Genomic DNA, 17,420 nt, shown 5'->3' with positions numbered 1-17,420 from the left:
GAGTGCTCTCTCTCACCCCACGACCTCAGCCGTCTCCAGCACCGCGTGCAGCAGAACATCACAGCCCGCGCCCGCCCATTCCTTGGAAATCTCTTCCGCCTCGTTATGCGAGAGCCCGCCCACGCAGGGGCACATGATCATGGTGGCGGGGGCGACCTTGGCCGCCCAGCAAGCGTCGTGGCCGGCGCCCGAGATGATGTTCATGTGGCTGTAGCCGAGCCGTTCGGCGGCGGAGCGCACGCTGGAGACGAGCTTCGGATCGAAAGTGACCGGATCGAAATGGCCGACCGCCTCCACCGAACAGCCGACGCCGAGCGCCTCGCAGATGGTGGCCGCTTCCGCCTCGATGCGGGCGCGCATGGCGGTGAGTTTGGCAAGGTCCGGCGTGCGGATGTCGACGGTGAAGACCACCTGACCGGGCAGCACGTTGCGGGAGTTGGGCGAGAAGAACACCTGACCGACACCGCCGACAGCTCCCGGCTGGTGGTCCATGGCAACGCTCTGGACCATTTCCAGGATGCGCGACATGGCAAGCCCAGCGTTGACGCGCAGGTTCATCGGCGTGGAGCCGGTGTGCGCCTCGCGGCCCGTCAGGGTGAATTCCAGCCACCACAGGCCCTGGCAATGAGTGACGACGCCGATCTGCTTGCCTTCGGCCTCCAGTATCGGCCCCTGCTCGATGTGCAGCTCGTAATAGGCGTGCATCTTGCGGGCGCCCACCTCTTCCTCGCCGACCCAGCCGATGCGCTTCAGCTCATCGCCATAGGTCTTGCCCTCCGGGTCCTTGCGGCCATAGGCATAGTCAAGGCTGTGAACCCCGGCGAAAACGCCGGAGGCGAGCATCGCAGGAGCAAAGCGGGCGCCTTCCTCGTTGGCCCAGTTGGTGACAACGATGGGATGCTTCGTCTTGATGCTGAGATCATTCAGCGTGCGCACCAGCTCCAGCCCGGCCAGAACGCCGAGCACGCCATCATATTTGCCGCCGGTCGGCTGGGTGTCGAGGTGCGAGCCCACATAGACGGGCAGGGCGTCGGGATCGGTGCCCGGCCGGGTCATGAACATGGTGCCCATCTTGTCGACGCCCATGGTCAGGCCTGCGTCCTCGCACCAGGACTGAAACAGCCTGCGTCCCTCGGCATCGGCATCCGTCAGGGTCTGGCGGTTGTTGCCGCCTGCAATGCCCGGACCGATCTTGGCCATGTCCATCAGGCTGTCCCACAGCCGGTCCGGGTTGATCTTCAGGTTCTGTCCGAGTGCTGTCATCGTGCTCTGCCTTGAAAATTGCGCCGCTGGCGGGTGGGGGCCTCTCTGGCCAGCCTCAGTCGAGGCTGGGGAAGGTGAAGACCGCGCCGTCCTTGATGCCGGCCGGCCAGCGGGTGGTCACCGTCTTGAGGCGGGTGTTGAAGCGCACGCCTTCCGGCCCGTAGATGGAATGATCGCCGAAGAGCGAGCGCTTCCAGCCGCCGAAGGAGAAATAGGCCACCGGAACCGGGATCGGCACGTTGATGCCCACCATGCCCACCTCGATCCGGTCGGCAAAGGCACGGGCGGCGTCGCCGTCGCGGGTGAAGATGGCGGTGCCGTTGCCATATTCATGATTGTTGATGAGGTCGAGCGCCTCGTCATAGCCCTTGGCCCGCACCACGGAGAGCACCGGGCCGAAGATTTCTTCCTTGTAGATGGTCATGTCCGGGGTGACCCGGTCGAACAGGGTGCCGCCGACGAAATAGCCGTCTTCATAGCCCTGCAGCGAGAAGCCACGGCCATCAACCAGCAGGTCTGCGCCTTCCTTGACGCCCTGGTCGATGTAACCCAGCACCTTGCGCTTGTGCGCCTCGGTGATGACCGGGCCCATTTCGGCGTCCTTGTCCGTGGCCGGGCCGATCTTGAGGGCCTGCACACGCGGCACCAGCCTTTCGATCAGCGCATCGGCGGTCTTCTCGCCAATCGGCACGGCAACGGAAATGGCCATGCAGCGCTCACCGGCCGAGCCGTAGCCTGCGCCCATCAGCGCGTCGGCGGCCTGATCCATGTCCGCGTCGGGCATGATGATCATGTGGTTCTTCGCCCCGCCAAGCGCCTGCACGCGCTTTCCATGGGCGGTGCCGGTGGCATAGACATATTCGGCAATCGGCGTGGAGCCGACGAAGGACACGGCCTTCACATCCGGATGGGTGAGCAGCACATCTACGGCTTCCTTGCCGCCATGAACCACGTTGAGCACGCCTTCCGGGAATCCGGCCTCGCGGAACAGGTCATAGACCACCATGACAGCAGACGGATCCCGCTCGGACGGCTTCAGGATGAAGGTGTTTCCGCAGGCAACGGAGATCGGATACATCCACAGCGGCACCATGGCCGGGAAATTGAACGGCGTGATGCCGGCGACAACACCCAGCGGCTGGCGGTCGCAATAGCTGTCGATGGCAGGGCCAACGTTGCGGGCGAAGTCGCCCTTCAGCAGATGCGGAATGCCGCAGGCAAATTCAACGACCTCGATGCCGCGCGCAACTTCGCCAAGCGCATCGTCATGGGTCTTGCCATGTTCGGCGGAGATCGCCCGCGCGATATTGTCCGCGTTGGCTGTCAGAAGTTCCTTGAAGCGGAACATGAACCGCGCGCGCTTCAAGGGCGGCGTGTCGCGCCAGGCCGGGAAGGCCGCCTTGGCCGCAGCGATGGCACCGGCCACATCGGCGGCATTGGAGAGGCCAAGCTCGGCCACCTGCTCGCCGGTTGCCGGGTTGAACACGGGCGAAACCTTGCCGGAGGTGACGGGCGTTTCCTTGCCGGCGATGATGTTGTGAATGGTCTTCATGGGTCGCGTTTCCGGGTTCTGCCTTGGAGCGCGCAAGCGATGGCCTGGCTGCGGTCTGGCATCATCTTGTTGTGTGTGCGGGGCGTTGGTGCCGCGTCAGGGCAGGCGGTCCCGCCCTGACGCACGGCTTCGTCAGATGTTGTTTTCCAGCACCTTGCGCAGCTTGCCGAACAGCTCGTCGATCTGCTCCTTCGAGATGATCAGCGGCGGCGACAGGGCGATGATATCGCCCGTGGTGCGGATGAGGATGCCGTCCTCATAGGCCTTCAGGAAGGCCGAGAAGGCGCGCTTCGTCGGCTCGCCGGGGATCGATTCCAGCTCGATGGCGCCGATGAGGCCGAGGTTGCGGATGTCGATCACATGCGGGCAGTCCTTCAGCGAATGCACCGCCGCTTCCCAGTAGGAGGCCAGATCGGCCGCACGGGTCAGCAGGCCCTCTTCCTCGTAGGTGTCGAGGGTGGCGAGCGCTGCGGCGCAGGCGACCGGATGGGCCGAGTAAGTATAGCCGTGGAACAGCTCGATCATGTGCTCCGGGCCGGTCATGAAGGTCTCGTAGATCTGCTTGGTGCAGAACACGGCGCCCATCGGGATCACGCCCGAGGTGATGCCCTTGGCCGTGGTGATCATGTCCGGCATCACGTCGAAATAATCGGTGGCGAACGGCGTGCCGATGCGGCCGAAACCGGTGATCACTTCGTCGAAGATCAGCAGGATGCCATGCTGGGTGCAAAGCTCGCGCAGGCGCTTGAGGTAACCCTTCGGCGGGATCAGGACGCCCGTGGACCCGGCCACCGGCTCGACGATGACGGCGGCGATGGTTGAGGGATCATGCAACTGGATGACCTTGATCAGGTCATCGGCAAACTCCGCGCCATGCTCCGGCTCGCCGCGCGAAAACGCGTTGCGGACGGGGTCATGGGTGTGGCGGATGTGATCGACGCCGGTCAGCATGGTGCCGAAATGCTTGCGGTTGTTGACGATGCCGCCAACGGAGATGCCGCCGAAGCCGACACCGTGATAACCGCGCTCGCGGCCAATGAGGCGGGTGCGGGTGCCCTGGCCGATGGCGCGCTGATAGGCAAGGGCAATCTTCAGCGCCGTATCGACGCTTTCCGAGCCCGAGTTGGTGAAGAACACGTGGTCCATCGGCGAGGGGAGCATAGCGGCAAGGCGGGCCGCCAGCTCGAAGGCCTTGGGATGGCCCATCTGGAAGGCCGGGGCATAGTCCAGCTCGGCGATCTGCTTTTGCACCGCTTCCACGATGCGGGGGCGCGAGTGGCCCGCGTTGCAGCACCACAGGCCGGCCGTGCCGTCCAGCACCTTGTTGCCCTCGGCCGTGGTGTAATGCATGTCCTTGGCCGCGACGAACATGCGCGGCGCCTTCTTGAACTGGCGGTTCGAGGTGAACGGCATCCAGAAGGCTTCCAGATTGTTGGGAATGGCAGCGGACGCGGCCTTGTCAGACATAGTTCCTCCTTGCCGGTTCCGGCCCATTTCGGCGCGGAAACACGGTCGTGGCTGCAGCAAACTTGCACACGGGTTCGGCTTCAGGCGAACACGGGTAGCCTGAGCCTAGCAGTGCCGGGCACGGTTGTCCGTCATCGTCTTGCGATTTTGCACCTGCGCTGTTCCCTTCATGGCCTGCCGCAGTCTTGTTGCCGCGTGCGGGCCGGTCGATCTCTGGATATGCCCCGTTCGGGGTCTTGTGTTTTGCGGCCGGAAGCCTTTGAGAGAGCTCAAAAGAAACCTGACCAATTGGTCAAGGAGCGTATGAATCCTTGACCAGACGGTCAAGATGATAATTTCATCGGCAGGATGAAAATCTGACCACAGATGCGCTGCGCCGCAATAGACTGGCCAGCAGCGGGGACAGGAAGCGGGGGGCAATGGAGCGCAAGCCATCCAGCCGGAGCACAGCGCGGGCGGAAACCGAACGGGCGATCCTTGAGGCGGCCGAAGCGGTGTTTGCCGAACACGGCTACCGGGGCGCCACCACGGGCATGATCGCGGCCCGGGCCGGCATCCCCAAGGCGAACCTGCATTACTACTTCGCCACCAAGGAAGCGCTGTACCGGCAGGTGGTGGAGAACATCTTCACGATCTGGCTGGAAGCGGCCAATTCCTTCGATGACTGCGAGGATCCGGAAGAGGCGCTGACCCGCTACATCACCACCAAAATGGACATTTCCCGGCAGCATCCGATGGGGTCCAAGGTCTGGGCCAACGAGATCCTGCACCGGGCGCCCGTCATTCAGGACTATCTCGAAACAACGCTGCGCGACTGGACCGCGAGCCGCATTGCCATCATCGACAGATGGGTGGCGGAGGGGCGGATGGACCCGGTGGACCCGCGCACGCTGCTCTACATGATCTGGGCGACGACCCAGCATTATGCGGACTTCATCCATCAGGTCGAAACGCTGAACGGCGGAGCGCCGCTGTCGGACGGCCAGTTCGCCTTGGCCCGGGAGAACGTGGTGCGAATCGTGCTATCGGGCGTCGGCATAAGGCCCAAGGCTTGCGCCGGGGCTCAGGGTGGAGACAGTGCGGCATGACGGATCAGACTTCTTCCGGCCATCCTCCGGCGCGCAACCGCACGCCGCGCCCGCGCACCCGCACGGCGCGCAGCACGGGCGCTGCCGCGCAGAACGAGGATGGCAATCTCAGCCGCATTCAGGAACTGAACCGCAGCCGCCTGCTGGATGCGGCGCTGGCCGAGTTCTCCCGCCTTGGATTTTCCGGCGCAACGCTGGAAGCAATCGCAGGCGGGGCGGGCATGTCCAAGTCGAACCTGCTCTATTATTTCCGCTCCAAGACAGAGATTTACGAGGCGGTTCTGGCCTATATTCTTGATGTCTGGCTTGCCCCCTTGCGCCGTCTTGATCCGGAGGGCGATCCGGCCTCGGAACTGACCGCCTATATCCGCCAGAAGCTGCAGATGTCCGCCGACCTGCCGGAAGCCTCGCGTCTCTTCGCCAACGAGGTGCTGCAGGGCGCCCCGCGCATCCGCAAGGTTCTGGAGGAGGATCTGAAGGAACTGGTGCGCGAGAAGGCCGGTGTCATCCGGCACTGGATGGACAAGGGGCTGATCCGGCCTGCCGATCCGGTGCATCTCATCTTCATGATCTGGGCCATGACCCAGCACTATGCCGATTTCGAAACCCAGATCCGCATGGTGACGGGCAAGTCGCTGGAAGACCCGGAGTTCCGCGAAGGGGCAGCGGAGACAGTCTGCGGGCTGGTGCTGTCCGCGCTGGGGCTGAAACCAGCCTGAAAGGGATACGGCTGAAACGCGAAAGGCTGCGGCGCCAGTGGCAGCGCCGCAGCCCTTGCGGGAGGTCAGATGTCTTGAGAGACCGCAGTGAGCGTCAGGGCGGGGATCTCCTGACGGGATGGGCGGTCAAGGCTCAGCCCTTCTTCTTGTGAAGCGCCGTGCCCGAGGCACTGGAGGCCGTGCCACTGCTTGCGGACTTCTGCTGTGTCTTGCCCGTCTGGGCGGCTGTGGCCGGTTTGGTGGCCGAAGTCTTCGTCAGCAGCTGCGTCTGGTGCTGTGCAGGTGCTCCGGTGTCCGCCCGCTTCATCGTGCTGGCTGCGAATGCGCCGCCTGCCATGGTGGCAAGGAAGGAAGCGGCAAGGACCGGGGCAATCATCTTCTGCAGTTTCATTTCACCAACTCCTGGGTTATCAGGCCATAAGGACCTGCAGGAAGCATCCGCCTTGCCCGGAGCGGCGCGTGGAGCGCTGTGGGGGAGGGCTTGGCTGGCCGCTCCGGAAGGCAAGATCAGCATCCGCCTTTCCAGGCATTCTGCCAAGCCATTGTTTTGTTAAATCTTTTTAAGATGGATGCGCGCAATTCCGCCGTAATGCAGGCGGACGGGAGCAAAGGAGGCGGGACTATGGCGGAAGAGAACGGCATGCCGCCGCGCGGCCGTATTCCCGTGACCGGGCGGCTTTTCATCGAGGAAGCGGACCTGCGCGAGGAGTTCATCCGCGCCTCCGGTCCGGGCGGGCAGAACGTCAACAAGGTTTCGACCGCCGTGCAGCTGCGCTTCGATCTTGCCGGCAACACAAGCCTGCCGGAGGATGTGAAGGCACGGGCGGCAGAGCTTGCCGGCAGCCGCCTGACGCGCAGCGGCGAGATCATCATCCAGGCCGACCGGTTCCGCACCCAACAGATGAACCGGGACGACGCGCTGGCCCGGCTGATTGAGTTGCTGGCGCGCGCTGCCCACCGCGACAAGCCCCGCAAGGCCACCCGGCCGACACTTGCCTCCAAACGCCGCCGCGTCGAAGGCAAGAAACATCGCGGCACGATCAAGAAGATGCGCGGCAGCGGGCCGGTGGAGTAGGGGATGGGCTATAGACTGGCGTTCTATAACTCATGAAGGGCGCTGTTTGTGGGCTATAGAAGGCCTTTGGCCTTGAGGCCCGGGGCAAAGGTTGCCAGTGGAATGACCAGCGTCAAGGGGCTGTCCTGCAAGGGCTCGGCGCCAAAGCTCCGGTACCAGGACGCTGCCCAGTCCGACTTGGCATCGATGATCAGCAAAAGGCCACCACCGTCATTAGCAAGGCGCAGGCATCTGAGGGCCGCAGCCGCCAGCAACTGGCCGCCAAGGCCCTTGCCTGCCACGCAAGTGTCGACGGCCAGCCGGGCCAGCCGGAAGCCGGGCACTTCATGCCGGGCAATCCGCCGTGTCATGTGAGAGGGAACCTCGGCATAGTCGACACTGGCCGGAGCGAGTGTGTAGAAACCGAGAACGCGGTTAGGCTGCTCATCGGAAATTGCACAGAAGGTCTTGGAGGCGTTCATCTCATGGCTTTGGCGTGCATAACGCCGCAGGAAGACATTGAGGTCTGCATCCCCGCAATCAAAGGCGTCGCGGTCATGAGCCTTCGCCACAGGCTCCTCATGCCAGCCGGGCAGGTTCACAATGTTTCAGGCAGAGCGTGGATGGCCGCAGCCAGACGGTCATTTGCCTTGGGCGGATTTTCAAGAAGCGTCATGATCCTTGTGAAATCCCGGCTGGAGGCCTTGAGGGATTCAGCCTCTTCAATCACGGCTTCGGCTTCACGCAAAGCCGTTTGCGTGACGAAGCTGGTAAGGTCCGTGTGCTTCAGGGCAGCAGCGCGGACAAGCTTCGCCTTTACCTCAGCCGGGATGCGCAGGTTCATGCGTTCATTGTCTTCAACAGCGGCCCTGGGCATCGCACTCATCTCCGTATGTTTTCAAAGAGTACAAAAAAGGAGCCCTGCCGTCAAACTCACGCCTCCTGAGGCTTCGGCAGGCGGAAGTTCCAGGCGATCAGCAGGTTCATGATCAGCGCGCCCAGGAGCGACCAGATTAACTTGTCGGGCGCGATGACGAAAAGCGCTCCGGTGAAGATGAGCACATCCAGCGCCATCTGCACCCAGCCGGCCGGGATGCCGCGGGTTTCCTGCAGATAGAGGCCGAGAATGCCGATGCCGCCGGCGCTGGCCTTGTGGCGGAACAGGGCAATGAGGCCGATGGAGCAGCAGCAGCCGGCAAGAACGCCCGCCAGCGGCACGGGCAGCTGATGGAAGGTGATCACCTCTCCCAGCAGCGGCGACAGCAGCGAGATACCTGCAACGGATATCAGCGTGCGCAGGGTGAAACCTGCCCCGCGCCGCCGCCAGGCCAGCAGATAGAAGGGCAGGTTGACGCAGAAGAACACCAGACCGAAGGGCAGGGGCGTTGCCATGGAGACAAGAACCGAGAGGCCCGCCAGCTGCCCCGTTACCAGCCCGGCCGCCTTGAGGAAGACGACACCAAGGCTGGTCATGATGATGCCGAAGGCCAGGCCCTGCACGTCATCGAAAATGTCTTTGGCTCTGGACATGGCCGGAGGGCTCCGAAGGATCAGGACAGCTGGCTGGCCGGGGAAAGGGCATGGGGCAACGTGCCAGGAGCGTCCTGCTTCAGTTCCCCGTCCAGTGCACGGGCGAGGATATCCGCCGTGACCGGCCCCAATGTAAAGCCCTGATGGCCATGGCCGAAATTCACCCACAGGCCTGTTTCGCGCGGCACCGGGCCCACCATGGGCAGCATGCCCGGAAGACAGGGGCGGGTGCCGGACCATTGCGGCTCCTCGATGCGCGGCCCCAGTTCGATCAGCCCGCCGACGCTGGCCTCGGCCCGGCGAAGCTGGCGTGGATCGGCCTTGGCACCATGCGCCACAAGCGCGGCACCGGAGGACAGGCGCAGCCCCTTGCGCATGCCCGCCACGACAATGCCGTTGGCGGCATCCAGGAAGGGGCGGCGGGGCATCTGCGGCGCATGATAATGGGCGTGATAGCCACGCTTCAGTACCATTGGCACGGACATGCCGAAGCGCGCCAGCAACTGTCCAGTCCAGGGGCCGAGGCAGAGCACCACGGTTTGCGCACTGACCGGCCCCTCCGCGCCAGCCACCTGCCAGCCAGAGGAGGTCCGCTGCAGCGTTGTGGCATCGGCGGCGGTGATTGCCCCACCTCGGCTTTCGAACAGGTTGGCATAGGCCTTGGTGAGGCCGCCGGGATCGGAACAGCTCCAGCTGCCCGTGTAGTGGATGACGCCTGCGGGAGCCTTCAGCAAGGAAGGCTCTTCACGCATCCATGCCGCACCGGCCACAGCCCGGAACGGCACGCCATAGGCCTCCTGCAAACGCCGGGCCTCAACGGCCTCCGTCTCAAATGTCTTCGGGTCCCGGTGGAGAATGGCCAGTCCCTCGCGGGCAATGAGATTGCCGCTGCCGGAGGCTTCGATCAGCGGCGCATGGGCGGCGCAGGCCTGGGCTGTCAGCTGGCTGTAAACGGCAGAGACTGCCCGGTGCCGGGCCGGGGCCGATGCCCGGAAATAGCGCCACAGGGCAGGGGCCATCGAGGCAATACCGGCAGGGGACCAGACAAGATCATTGCTCTGCCCCAGGGCATAGCGCAGCAGCGTCGGCAGATCACGCGGCATGGCATAGGGCTCAGCGGTCTCGGCCTGAATAACACCGGCATTGCCGTAGCTGGTTTCCTCGCCCGGTGCCTTCCGGTCCGCCAGCACCACCCGATGCCCGCGCTCCTGCAGCGCCAGCGCGGTTGAAACGCCAACCATGCCTGCGCCGAGCACGAGAATTTTATGCATTGATGAGGTTCCTTGAAGGGGGCCGGCAAATCAATGCCAGGGCAAAGAATTGTCCACCGCGCCGTCCCGGACGCAGCGAAGCGAAGATCCGGGACGGCGCGGAGTTTGAATGATTTTACGCCTGCGCGATGACGGTGATTTCCAGCTTCGCATCGATCATCAGGCCGGACTGGACCGTGGTGCGCACGGGCAAGGGATCGGCGAAGAACTCCGCATAGGCCGCATTGAAGGCGGCGAAATCCTTTGCATCCGTCAGATAGCAGGTGCAGGAGACCACATGGGCCATGGTCAGGCCCTCACCTTCCAGCGTTGCCTTGATGCGCGACAGGCAGTTGCGGGTCTGGGCCTCGATGCCTTCGGGAACGGTGCCGTCCGCCGCAAAGCCGATTTCACCGGCCAGATAAACGGTGGACCCGGCGCGGCGGACCTTGGAGAAGGGCAGTTTTGCAGGTGTGGTCATCGGTTAGTCCTCTTTCTGGGTTGAAGAGCATTTGCGGCCTTCGCCAAGCGCGGCAAGGCCATTGATCAGGAGATCGAGCAGGAATTCATAGCTGGCGCCGTAAGGCACCTGCGTGCCGTTCTGCCAGCGCAGCACGAAGATGCGGTTGGCAATTTCCGGCAGGGCGGCATGGGTCAGCGGGTAGAGGGCCGGGTCAATGGCGGCCACCTGCTGCTGGAAATGGCTCTCCCAGCCGCCGCTGCCGCCTTGCGGGCCGGGGGCAAGCTCCATGGTGACGAAGCCGCCGAGCCCGCCGATCAGGGCATTGAAGGCGCGGGTCAACTCATCCCCGCGAAAGCCGCCATCACGCAGGGCAGCAAGCACGGTTTCCACCCAGCCAAGATTGGCCACGCCGTTCGACTGCATCTCCGCACCCAGCAGTGGCGCGAGGTTGGGGTGTTCATGCACCAGCGCCCGGTAGCCGAGAAACACCTGCCGAAGCCGTAGGCGCCAGTCCGCCGAGCGGTCAAAACCGGCGGGCAGCGCGCTGGTGATCGCGCCGGAAATGGCAGCGAACAGGTCTTCCTTGGTGCCGCCCACATGCCAGTAAATGACATTGGGCGAGACCTGCAGCGCCCTTGCCAGCTCGCGCAGGGAGAACCCGGCAAGGCCCTTCTCGTCGATCTGCGCAATCGCAGCCGCGACGATCTGCTCCCGCGTCAGACCAATGGAAGCCGCCCGCCCGCGCGGCGGCTTTGCTGGTTTGAGGCCGTTTTCTGCCGCCATTTCCCCCTCAAAGGCTCAGGAAGCCATCGGCTTCGCAAAGGCGCGGGGCGGTCTTCAGTGCTGCGATATCCGGCCCGTGCGGAGCAAGGTCCGGGATACCGGCAATGACGGCTTCAAGCTCCGCCGCGATGGCCAGAACGCCGAGGTCGTCGTGGCGTTTGCCGACGATCTGGAGGCCGAACGGCATGCCGTTGGCATCGAAACCGCAGGGAAGGGTGATGGAAGGGTGGCCTGCAATCGTCGAGGCATAGGCCATGGCGAGCCAGTGGTAGTAGCTGAGCGTTGGCTTGCCATCGATTTCAGTGGGGTAAAGCTCGTGCCAATCCCGCGGGCTGATGCAGACGGCTGGCGAGATCAGCACGTCCCAGTCCTCGAAGAAAGCCTGCCAGCGCTGGTAATAGGCGCCCTGCTGCGTCAGCGCACCCGCCACATCCTCACCGCTGAAGGATCGGCCTTCGCGGACATTTTCGGTGACATTGGGGCCGACCAGATCCGGGAACTCGTCCACCCGCTTGCCGTGGGTGCTGACGAAGACCACGCCGCGCAGGACGGAGAAGATCCGGTCCGCATGGGCGCAGTCCGGTGTTGCCTCATCGGCCGTGCCGAAGAAGGGCAGGAGGGTTTTCACGGCCTTGCGGAAATGATCACGCACCAGCCCCTCGACCGGCGCGAAGCCGTAATCTTCGGTGACGGCCACCTTCAGGCTGGACAGATCGCGCCGGGGCAGGGCGGCGAAGCTCTGCGCATCCCAGGGCGTGCGGCCGTTGATCACCGTGGTGTAGGGGTCCTTGCGGTCAGCGCGGGTCAAAACCGAGAGCATCAGCCCCGCATCGGCGACGGAACGCGCCATGGGGCCGGAGGTGGACATGGGGATGAGGCCGATGGAACGCGTATCGCCCGGCACCACGCCGGGGCTGGGGCGGAAGCCAACGGTGCCGCAAAAGGCCGCCGGATTACGCAAGGAGCCCCCCGTGTCCGAGCCTGTTGCCAGCGGCGCATAGCCACAGGCCAGCGCCACGGCGGAGCCGCCGGACGAGCCGGCGCAGCTGCGGGTCACGTCATGCGGATTGGCGGTGACGCCATAGACCCGGTTGCGGGTGTTGCCGCCCGCGCTCCATTCCGGATTGTTGGTCTTGCCCAGCGGAATGGCGCCCGCCGCCCGCATGGCCGCGACAATGACGTCATCCTTCGCGGCGATGTTCCTGGCAAAGAGTTCCGAGCCGAAGGTGGTCGGCAAGCCCTTCACGTCGATCATGTCCTTGACGCCAAAGGGCAGGCCATGCAGAGGGCCAAGCACATCACCCCGCGCCAGCGCCTCATCGGCGGCCTTCGCATCCTTCAGCAGAGCATCAAAGTCACGGGCGACCAGTGCATTGACCGCGTGGTCCACCGCATCCACCCGGCTGATGCAGGCCTGCGCCAGTTCCGCCGCTGACAACTGCCGCCGCGCCATCATCTGCCGCGCCTCCAGCGCTCCAAGATCAGCGGGGTCCGTGGCTTGAGAATGGGGACGGGCGGCTGCGGACATCGGCAAGGCTCCAGCGGAAGTGGCTCAGGCCTCTACCGGTAGCGCACAATTGCACGATGTTCAATTGGTTTGAGGAGGAGGTCAGACACGCGTTCTGCGAGGAAAGGCAATGGTGAGACGCTGCGTGCTGACCTGATTTCAGCACCGCGTCACAATTTACCGCAGTGTCGCCCCGGCCTTTGAGCCGGGGCCCACTCATTTGCAGAGAGATGCCAAGATCTGCTGAAGGTGAGAAACCGATGATCTCATGCGCCTGCCGCGCCTTCGCGATTCATTTCGCCGCTCTGCAAGCGAGTAGGCCCCGGGTCTGCGCTCCGCTCCGCCCGGGGCGGCGCCGTGTGGCGAGTTGGAGGAACAAAAAAAGCCCCCGGAACCTCGCGGCCCGGGGGCTTTTCAATCTTTAGACTGCCTGCCGGATTACTCCGCAGCGGCCTTGGACTTGGCGGGCTGCTCCAGCGCCACGACCTGGCGGCCGTCGAAGGCGAGGGCGATCTCGCCGCGCTTGAGCTTCAGCGCCATCTCGCCGAACATTTCGCGGCGCCAGCCTTCCAGCGCAGGCACGCTGGCCTGATCATCGGCGGCGATCTGCTCCAGGTCTTCGACCGTCGCGATCACCTTGGCGGCGACGCCCTGCTGTTCGCTGACGAGCTTCAGCAGCACCTTCAGAAGGTCCACCGCGGCGGCAGAGCCATCGGGCGCCTGACGGCCCTTGGGCAGCTTCGGCAGCTTCTCCTTGGGCAGGCTCATGGCGGCGTTGACGGCCTTGAGGATGTCCTCGGCCTGCTTGGAGCGTTCAAAGCCGCGCGGAATGGTGCGCAGGCGGCTGAGGGCATCCGCATTGACCGGCTGCTGGGCGGCAATCTCGTAGATGGCATCATCCTTGAGCACGCGGGAGCGCGGCACGTCGCGGGACTGGGCCTCGCGCTCGCGCCAGGCGGCCACTTCCATCAGCACGGCGAGTTCGATGGGCTTGCGCACGCGCATCTTCAGGCGCTGCCAGGCGTCTTCCGGCTCGGTGCGGTAGGTGCCCTCCGACAGCAGCACCTGCATTTCGTCGCCGACCCAGCTGATGCGGTTCTGTTCGGCAAGGTTGGCCTTGAGGAACAGATAGACATCGCGCAGGTAGGTGACGTCCGCCAGCGCATATTCCAGCTGCTTCTGCGTCAGGGGCCTGCGGGCCCAGTCGGTGAAGCGGGAGGACTTGTCGATGCGCGCACCGGTGATGCGTTGCACCAGCTGGTCATAGGAGACCGAGTCGCCAAAGCCGCAGACCATTGCCGCGACCTGAGTGTCGAAAAGGGGCGTCGGGATCAGGCCGCCGAGATGATAGACGATCTCGATATCCTGCCGGGCGGCATGGAAGACCTTGATGACGGACTGATCGCGCATCAGCTCGAAGAAGGGCGCAAGGTCAAGCCCGGTGGCCAGTGCGTCGACGATGAAGGCGTCATCCGGGCCAGCCAGCTGGATAACGCAGAGCTTCGGCCAGAATGTCGTCTCGCGCAGGAATTCCGTGTCCACAGTCACGTAATCATGGGCGGCAAGGCGCTTGCAGGCGTCGGCGAGGTCAGATGTGGTCGTGATCAGATTCATGGTAACTCTGGTCTATACCGCAGACTTGCCATCTTGTCGCCATGAAACCGTCAGCCTCTTGTAATGTGCGCCAGCGAGGTTGCATGAGGGAAACACCTGCGCAAAGCTCAGGTTCCGGAGGACAGCTTCATGCGCAGGATTCTCATCGTTAACAGCAAGGGCGGCTGTGGCAAGACCACGTTTGCCACCACGCTTGCGGCTGCCTTCGCCGTGCGGGGCGAGCGGGTGTTTCTCGCTGATGCCGACCGGCAGCGCTCGTCGCTGGGCTGGCTGAAGCGGCGGCCGCAAGGCCTGCCGGTGATCCATGGGCTCGACTGGAGCAAGGGAGAGCATGACATGCCGTCCTTCAGCCAGGGGTTCATCTTCATCGATGGCCCCGGCGGCCTGCGCGGTGAGCGGGCAAAGGATCTGGTGGCGGAGGCCGATGACATTGTCGTGCCGCTGATGCCGTCGGCCTTCGACTGGGACGCGACGGCGGCGTTCCTGAAACGGCTCGCGGAGATGAAACGGATCCGCAAGGGCAAGGCGGAAATTCTCGTCGTGGCCAACCGGGTCCGGCGCAGCCGGGCTGATCAGCTTCTGCTGCAGCAGCAGGCGCATGAGGCAGGCTATCCGCTGCTGACCGAAATTGCCGACCGGGTGATCTATGCCCGCCATGCTGCCAGCGGAACCAGCGTCTTCGATCCGCCGGCAGCTCCGGCTGACGTTCTGGCGCAATGGCATCCGCTCATTCAGGCGCTGGATTGAAACGGGGTTTGTGCCGTTTCCGGCGCTGACGTCTTTATGGCTTCCAGGCTCCATCACGCCGCAGTATGAGCCGGAGATGTGTTGAGCCTTGCCGCCCACTCAGGCTGTCGCCCCGGACGAAGCGAAGCGCAGATCCGGGGACCACTCACTTGCAGAGGGCTGCTGTTGTCTGAAGCCGCGCGGCAGTTTTTGCAGCAGAGCGTCAATCTCACAGCTTTCAGAGCGCATGCTTTCCGAAAATATGCCCCCAAAGCCTGAAAAGCAATGTGCTCACGCAAAAGGGGCGGATTGCTCCGCCCCTTGAATTGCTCTGCTTCCGGACAGCTGCTTATTCGGCGGCCTTGGCGCGGGTCAGGTCGGACATGATCGTCATCAGCTCAGAGGAAATGTCCGGCTGCTCTAGACCAAAAGCGATATTGGCTGCAAGGAAACCAATCTTCGAGCCGCAGTCATAGGAGCGGCCCTCGAACTGCAGCGATGTAAAGGTCTGGCTCTCCATCAGCCTGATCATGCTGTCGGTCAGCTGGATCTCGCCGCCTGTGCCCATCTCCTGTTCGGAGAGCAGCAGGAAGATTTCCGGCTGCAGGATGTAGCGGCCGGTGATCATCAGGTTGGACGGGGAGGTGCCCGGAGCCGGCTTTTCCACCATGCCTTCGATCGGCATGGCGCGGCCGCGCGGACCGCCGCTGGCCAGCTTGACGATGCCGTACTGGTGGGTCTGGTCTTCCGGCACTTCTTCAACGGCGATGACGTTGCCGCCGCGCTCGTTGTAGACGTCCACCATCTGGGCAAGGCAGCTCTTCTGCGACTTGACGATCACGTCCGGCAGAAGGATGGCGAAGGGCTCGTCGCCGATGATGTCACGGGCGCACCAGATGGCATGGCCCAGACCCAGCGGCTCCTGCTGGCGGGTGAAACTGGTGCTGCCGGCATCCGGGCGGATCTTGTCGAGAAGTTCCAGCGCGGCGGCCTTGTTGCGCCGGCGCAGGGTGTCTTCCAGCTCGTAATTGATGTCGAAATGATCTTCGATGACGTGCTTGTTGCGTCCTGTCACGAAAACAATGTGTTCGATACCGGCGGCACGGGCTTCGTCCACCACGTGCTGGATGATCGGGCGGTCAACAATCGTGAGCATCTCTTTCGGAACGGCCTTGGTCGCGGGAAGAAAACGCGTGCCAAGACCAGCCACCGGCAATACGGCCTTGCGGATCGGTCTGCTCATGGAAAATACTCCTGAAACACGTGGACTGTTTGTCCGGTCAATATGCTGTAGGTTGCTCACGCTGGCGCCGAAACATGGCAGGATTGCAGGCAACACCTCCTGAATATCAAATTTTTCGCAAATGCGAAACGGGGTTGCTTGGGGTTCTGCGGAGTTGCGGCAGGGGCAAAAGGCCTGTATGCAGACCCCGTTGGCCCCTACGCCCAAAGGATGATCTGCGCATGGTGACTCCGAACAAGGAAGTCGTTGTTGGCAACGTCACATTCTCCAATGACGCGCCTTTCTCCCTCATTGCCGGTCCCTGTCAGATGGAAAGCCGCGCCCACGCGCTGGAGATTGCAGCAGCGGTGAAGGAAATTGCCGGAAATCTCGGCATTCCCGTTGTTTTCAAGAGCTCTTTCGACAAGGCGAACCGCACCTCGCTGACGGGCAAGCGCGGCATCGGCCTCAAGGAAGCCCTGCCGGTTTTCGCCGAAGTGCGCGAGACCTTCGGCATGCCGGTGATCACCGACATCCACAACGAGGCCCAGTGTGCGCCGGTTGCGGAAGTTGTTGATATCCTTCAGATCCCCGCCTTCCTCTGCCGCCAGACGGACCTTCTCGTCGCCGCTGCCCGCACGGGCCGGACGGTGAATGTGAAGAAGGGCCAGTTCCTGGCGCCCTGGGACATGGCCAATGTGCTGGCCAAGATCGTCGAGAGCGGCAATCCGAATGTGCTGCTCACCGAGCGCGGCGCCTCCTTCGGCTATAATACGCTTGTCACGGACATGCGCTCTCTTCCCATCATGGCGCGCACCGGTGCGCCGGTGGTGTTCGATGCCACCCACTCGGTTCAGCAGCCGGGCGGGCAGGGTGCTTCCACAGGCGGTGACCGCACCATGGTGCCGGTTCTCGCCCGTGCGGCTGCCGCTGCAGGCATCGCAGGGCTCTTCATCGAAACCCATGACGACCCGGACAATGCTCCGTCCGATGGTCCGAACATGGTGCCGCTGAAGGACCTGGGCGCGCTGCTTGCTCAGGTGCGCGACATTGACCGCGTGGTGAAGGCTGCCGCGCAGTCCTGACCTTTTGCCCTTGCCGTGGCCGCTGCCGGCTGCCGGGGGATGTGAATGCGCCGGACAATTGTCCGGTCCCTACCTTGCCCGTGCCGGAGGGCCGGCC

At 63.8% G+C, this 17,420-nt stretch carries 18 protein-coding genes; 5 read left to right on the top strand and 13 right to left on the bottom strand.

Features of this window, described 5'->3' with window-relative positions:
• Window positions 1–12: 12 nt before the first annotated feature.
• The 3 genes from IF10I1_RS15515 to IF10I1_RS15505 form a co-directional block, all read right to left on the bottom strand.
• Window positions 13–1,263 carry a Zn-dependent hydrolase gene (locus tag IF10I1_RS15515; protein WP_186393464.1) on the bottom strand — a complete coding sequence of 417 codons (1,251 nt, stop codon included), beginning with the start codon at window positions 1,261–1,263 and terminating at the stop codon, window positions 13–15.
• A gap of 55 nt (window positions 1,264–1,318) precedes the next feature.
• Window positions 1,319–2,815, bottom strand: coding sequence for a CoA-acylating methylmalonate-semialdehyde dehydrogenase (locus IF10I1_RS15510; protein WP_186424564.1), 1,497 nt, complete (start codon window positions 2,813–2,815; stop codon window positions 1,319–1,321).
• A 132-nt stretch (window positions 2,816–2,947) separates the two neighbouring features.
• Window positions 2,948–4,282: an aspartate aminotransferase family protein gene (locus IF10I1_RS15505; protein WP_058899767.1), complete on the bottom strand. Its 1,335-nt coding sequence runs from the start codon at window positions 4,280–4,282 to the stop codon at window positions 2,948–2,950.
• A 419-nt stretch (window positions 4,283–4,701) separates the two neighbouring features.
• Between IF10I1_RS15505 and IF10I1_RS15500 the strand changes: the two genes are divergently transcribed.
• Both IF10I1_RS15500 and IF10I1_RS15495 read left to right on the top strand, forming a co-directional pair.
• Window positions 4,702–5,370 carry a TetR/AcrR family transcriptional regulator gene (locus IF10I1_RS15500; protein WP_186424563.1) on the top strand — a complete coding sequence of 223 codons (669 nt, stop codon included), beginning with the start codon at window positions 4,702–4,704 and terminating at the stop codon, window positions 5,368–5,370.
• Window positions 5,367–6,089, top strand: coding sequence for a TetR family transcriptional regulator C-terminal domain-containing protein (locus IF10I1_RS15495; protein ID WP_162544608.1), 723 nt, complete (start codon window positions 5,367–5,369; stop codon window positions 6,087–6,089). The genes IF10I1_RS15500 and IF10I1_RS15495 overlap by 4 nt, the downstream gene beginning before the upstream one ends.
• 133 nt (window positions 6,090–6,222) lie before the next feature.
• Here the strand turns inward: IF10I1_RS15495 and IF10I1_RS15490 are convergent, their stop codons facing one another.
• On the bottom strand, window positions 6,223–6,480 hold the full coding sequence (locus IF10I1_RS15490; RefSeq protein WP_123194275.1) for a hypothetical protein: 258 nt from the start codon (window positions 6,478–6,480) through the stop codon (window positions 6,223–6,225).
• A gap of 231 nt (window positions 6,481–6,711) precedes the next feature.
• Between IF10I1_RS15490 and arfB the strand changes: the two genes are divergently transcribed.
• Entirely contained in the window at window positions 6,712–7,164 is a 453-nt protein-coding gene (arfB, locus tag IF10I1_RS15485; protein WP_122520079.1) for an alternative ribosome rescue aminoacyl-tRNA hydrolase ArfB, read from the top strand.
• A gap of 53 nt (window positions 7,165–7,217) precedes the next feature.
• Here arfB and IF10I1_RS15480 read toward each other — a convergent pair whose 3' ends face one another.
• The 8 genes from IF10I1_RS15480 to rnd form a co-directional block, all read right to left on the bottom strand.
• Entirely contained in the window at window positions 7,218–7,745 is a 528-nt protein-coding gene (locus tag IF10I1_RS15480; protein ID WP_186424562.1) for a GNAT family N-acetyltransferase, read from the bottom strand.
• Window positions 7,742–8,020, bottom strand: a complete 279-nt coding sequence (locus tag IF10I1_RS15475; RefSeq protein ID WP_186424561.1) for a DUF1778 domain-containing protein — start codon at window positions 8,018–8,020, stop codon at window positions 7,742–7,744. The genes IF10I1_RS15480 and IF10I1_RS15475 overlap by 4 nt, the downstream gene beginning before the upstream one ends.
• Before the next feature lie 56 nt (window positions 8,021–8,076).
• Entirely contained in the window at window positions 8,077–8,673 is a 597-nt protein-coding gene (locus IF10I1_RS15470) for a YitT family protein (RefSeq protein ID WP_186424560.1), read from the bottom strand.
• A gap of 20 nt (window positions 8,674–8,693) precedes the next feature.
• Complete coding sequence (locus IF10I1_RS15465; protein ID WP_186393457.1) at window positions 8,694–9,944, bottom strand: FAD-binding oxidoreductase; 1,251 nt, start codon at window positions 9,942–9,944, stop codon at window positions 8,694–8,696.
• Between the two features lie 115 nt (window positions 9,945–10,059).
• A complete protein-coding gene (locus IF10I1_RS15460; RefSeq protein ID WP_186393456.1) occupies window positions 10,060–10,404 on the bottom strand; it encodes a RidA family protein in 345 nt (114 codons plus the stop codon).
• Between the two features lie 3 nt (window positions 10,405–10,407).
• Window positions 10,408–11,169 carry a TetR/AcrR family transcriptional regulator gene (locus IF10I1_RS15455; protein ID WP_186393455.1) on the bottom strand — a complete coding sequence of 254 codons (762 nt, stop codon included), beginning with the start codon at window positions 11,167–11,169 and terminating at the stop codon, window positions 10,408–10,410.
• Window positions 11,170–11,176: 7 nt separating this feature from the next.
• A complete protein-coding gene (locus tag IF10I1_RS15450) occupies window positions 11,177–12,625 on the bottom strand; it encodes an amidase (protein ID WP_186393998.1) in 1,449 nt (482 codons plus the stop codon).
• A 489-nt stretch (window positions 12,626–13,114) separates the two neighbouring features.
• Window positions 13,115–14,290 carry a ribonuclease D gene (rnd, locus tag IF10I1_RS15445; protein ID WP_055455474.1) on the bottom strand — a complete coding sequence of 392 codons (1,176 nt, stop codon included), beginning with the start codon at window positions 14,288–14,290 and terminating at the stop codon, window positions 13,115–13,117.
• A gap of 129 nt (window positions 14,291–14,419) precedes the next feature.
• Between rnd and IF10I1_RS15440 the strand changes: the two genes are divergently transcribed.
• A complete protein-coding gene (locus IF10I1_RS15440; RefSeq protein ID WP_186393454.1) occupies window positions 14,420–15,037 on the top strand; it encodes a ParA family protein in 618 nt (205 codons plus the stop codon).
• A 328-nt stretch (window positions 15,038–15,365) separates the two neighbouring features.
• On the opposite strand, the gene galU is transcribed toward IF10I1_RS15440, so the two are convergent.
• A complete protein-coding gene (galU, locus tag IF10I1_RS15435; protein WP_186393453.1) occupies window positions 15,366–16,259 on the bottom strand; it encodes a UTP--glucose-1-phosphate uridylyltransferase GalU in 894 nt (297 codons plus the stop codon).
• 221 nt (window positions 16,260–16,480) lie between these two features.
• Here galU and kdsA point away from each other — a divergent pair, with 221 nt between their 5' ends.
• Entirely contained in the window at window positions 16,481–17,323 is an 843-nt protein-coding gene (kdsA, locus tag IF10I1_RS15430; protein WP_186393452.1) for a 3-deoxy-8-phosphooctulonate synthase, read from the top strand.
• Window positions 17,324–17,420 lie beyond the last annotated feature (97 nt).

Source organism: Pannonibacter sp. I15F10I1, from assembly GCF_900185665.1.
GTDB classification, from domain to species: domain Bacteria; phylum Pseudomonadota; class Alphaproteobacteria; order Rhizobiales; family Stappiaceae; genus Pannonibacter; species Pannonibacter indicus.
Note: the sequence above shows the minus strand (reverse complement) of the source record. Positions and strands in the feature narration are given on the sequence as shown.

Coding starts and splice junctions, on each gene's coding strand:
- IF10I1_RS15515 (WP_186393464.1), bottom strand. CDS start 1,263: ATGACAGCACTCGGACAGAACCTGAAGATCAACCCGGACCGGCTGTGG.
- IF10I1_RS15510 (WP_186424564.1), bottom strand. CDS start 2,815: ATGAAGACCATTCACAACATCATCGCCGGCAAGGAAACGCCCGTCACC.
- IF10I1_RS15505 (WP_058899767.1), bottom strand. CDS start 4,282: ATGTCTGACAAGGCCGCGTCCGCTGCCATTCCCAACAATCTGGAAGCC.
- IF10I1_RS15500 (WP_186424563.1), top strand. CDS start 4,702: ATGGAGCGCAAGCCATCCAGCCGGAGCACAGCGCGGGCGGAAACCGAA.
- IF10I1_RS15495 (WP_162544608.1), top strand. CDS start 5,367: ATGACGGATCAGACTTCTTCCGGCCATCCTCCGGCGCGCAACCGCACG.
- IF10I1_RS15490 (WP_123194275.1), bottom strand. CDS start 6,480: ATGAAACTGCAGAAGATGATTGCCCCGGTCCTTGCCGCTTCCTTCCTT.
- arfB (WP_122520079.1), top strand. CDS start 6,712: ATGGCGGAAGAGAACGGCATGCCGCCGCGCGGCCGTATTCCCGTGACC.
- IF10I1_RS15475 (WP_186424561.1), bottom strand. CDS start 8,020: ATGCCCAGGGCCGCTGTTGAAGACAATGAACGCATGAACCTGCGCATC.
- IF10I1_RS15470 (WP_186424560.1), bottom strand. CDS start 8,673: ATGTCCAGAGCCAAAGACATTTTCGATGACGTGCAGGGCCTGGCCTTC.
- IF10I1_RS15465 (WP_186393457.1), bottom strand. CDS start 9,944: ATGCATAAAATTCTCGTGCTCGGCGCAGGCATGGTTGGCGTTTCAACC.
- IF10I1_RS15460 (WP_186393456.1), bottom strand. CDS start 10,404: ATGACCACACCTGCAAAACTGCCCTTCTCCAAGGTCCGCCGCGCCGGG.
- IF10I1_RS15455 (WP_186393455.1), bottom strand. CDS start 11,169: ATGGCGGCAGAAAACGGCCTCAAACCAGCAAAGCCGCCGCGCGGGCGG.
- IF10I1_RS15450 (WP_186393998.1), bottom strand. CDS start 12,625: ATGATGGCGCGGCGGCAGTTGTCAGCGGCGGAACTGGCGCAGGCCTGC.
- rnd (WP_055455474.1), bottom strand. CDS start 14,290: ATGAATCTGATCACGACCACATCTGACCTCGCCGACGCCTGCAAGCGC.
- IF10I1_RS15440 (WP_186393454.1), top strand. CDS start 14,420: ATGCGCAGGATTCTCATCGTTAACAGCAAGGGCGGCTGTGGCAAGACC.
- galU (WP_186393453.1), bottom strand. CDS start 16,259: ATGAGCAGACCGATCCGCAAGGCCGTATTGCCGGTGGCTGGTCTTGGC.
- kdsA (WP_186393452.1), top strand. CDS start 16,481: ATGGTGACTCCGAACAAGGAAGTCGTTGTTGGCAACGTCACATTCTCC.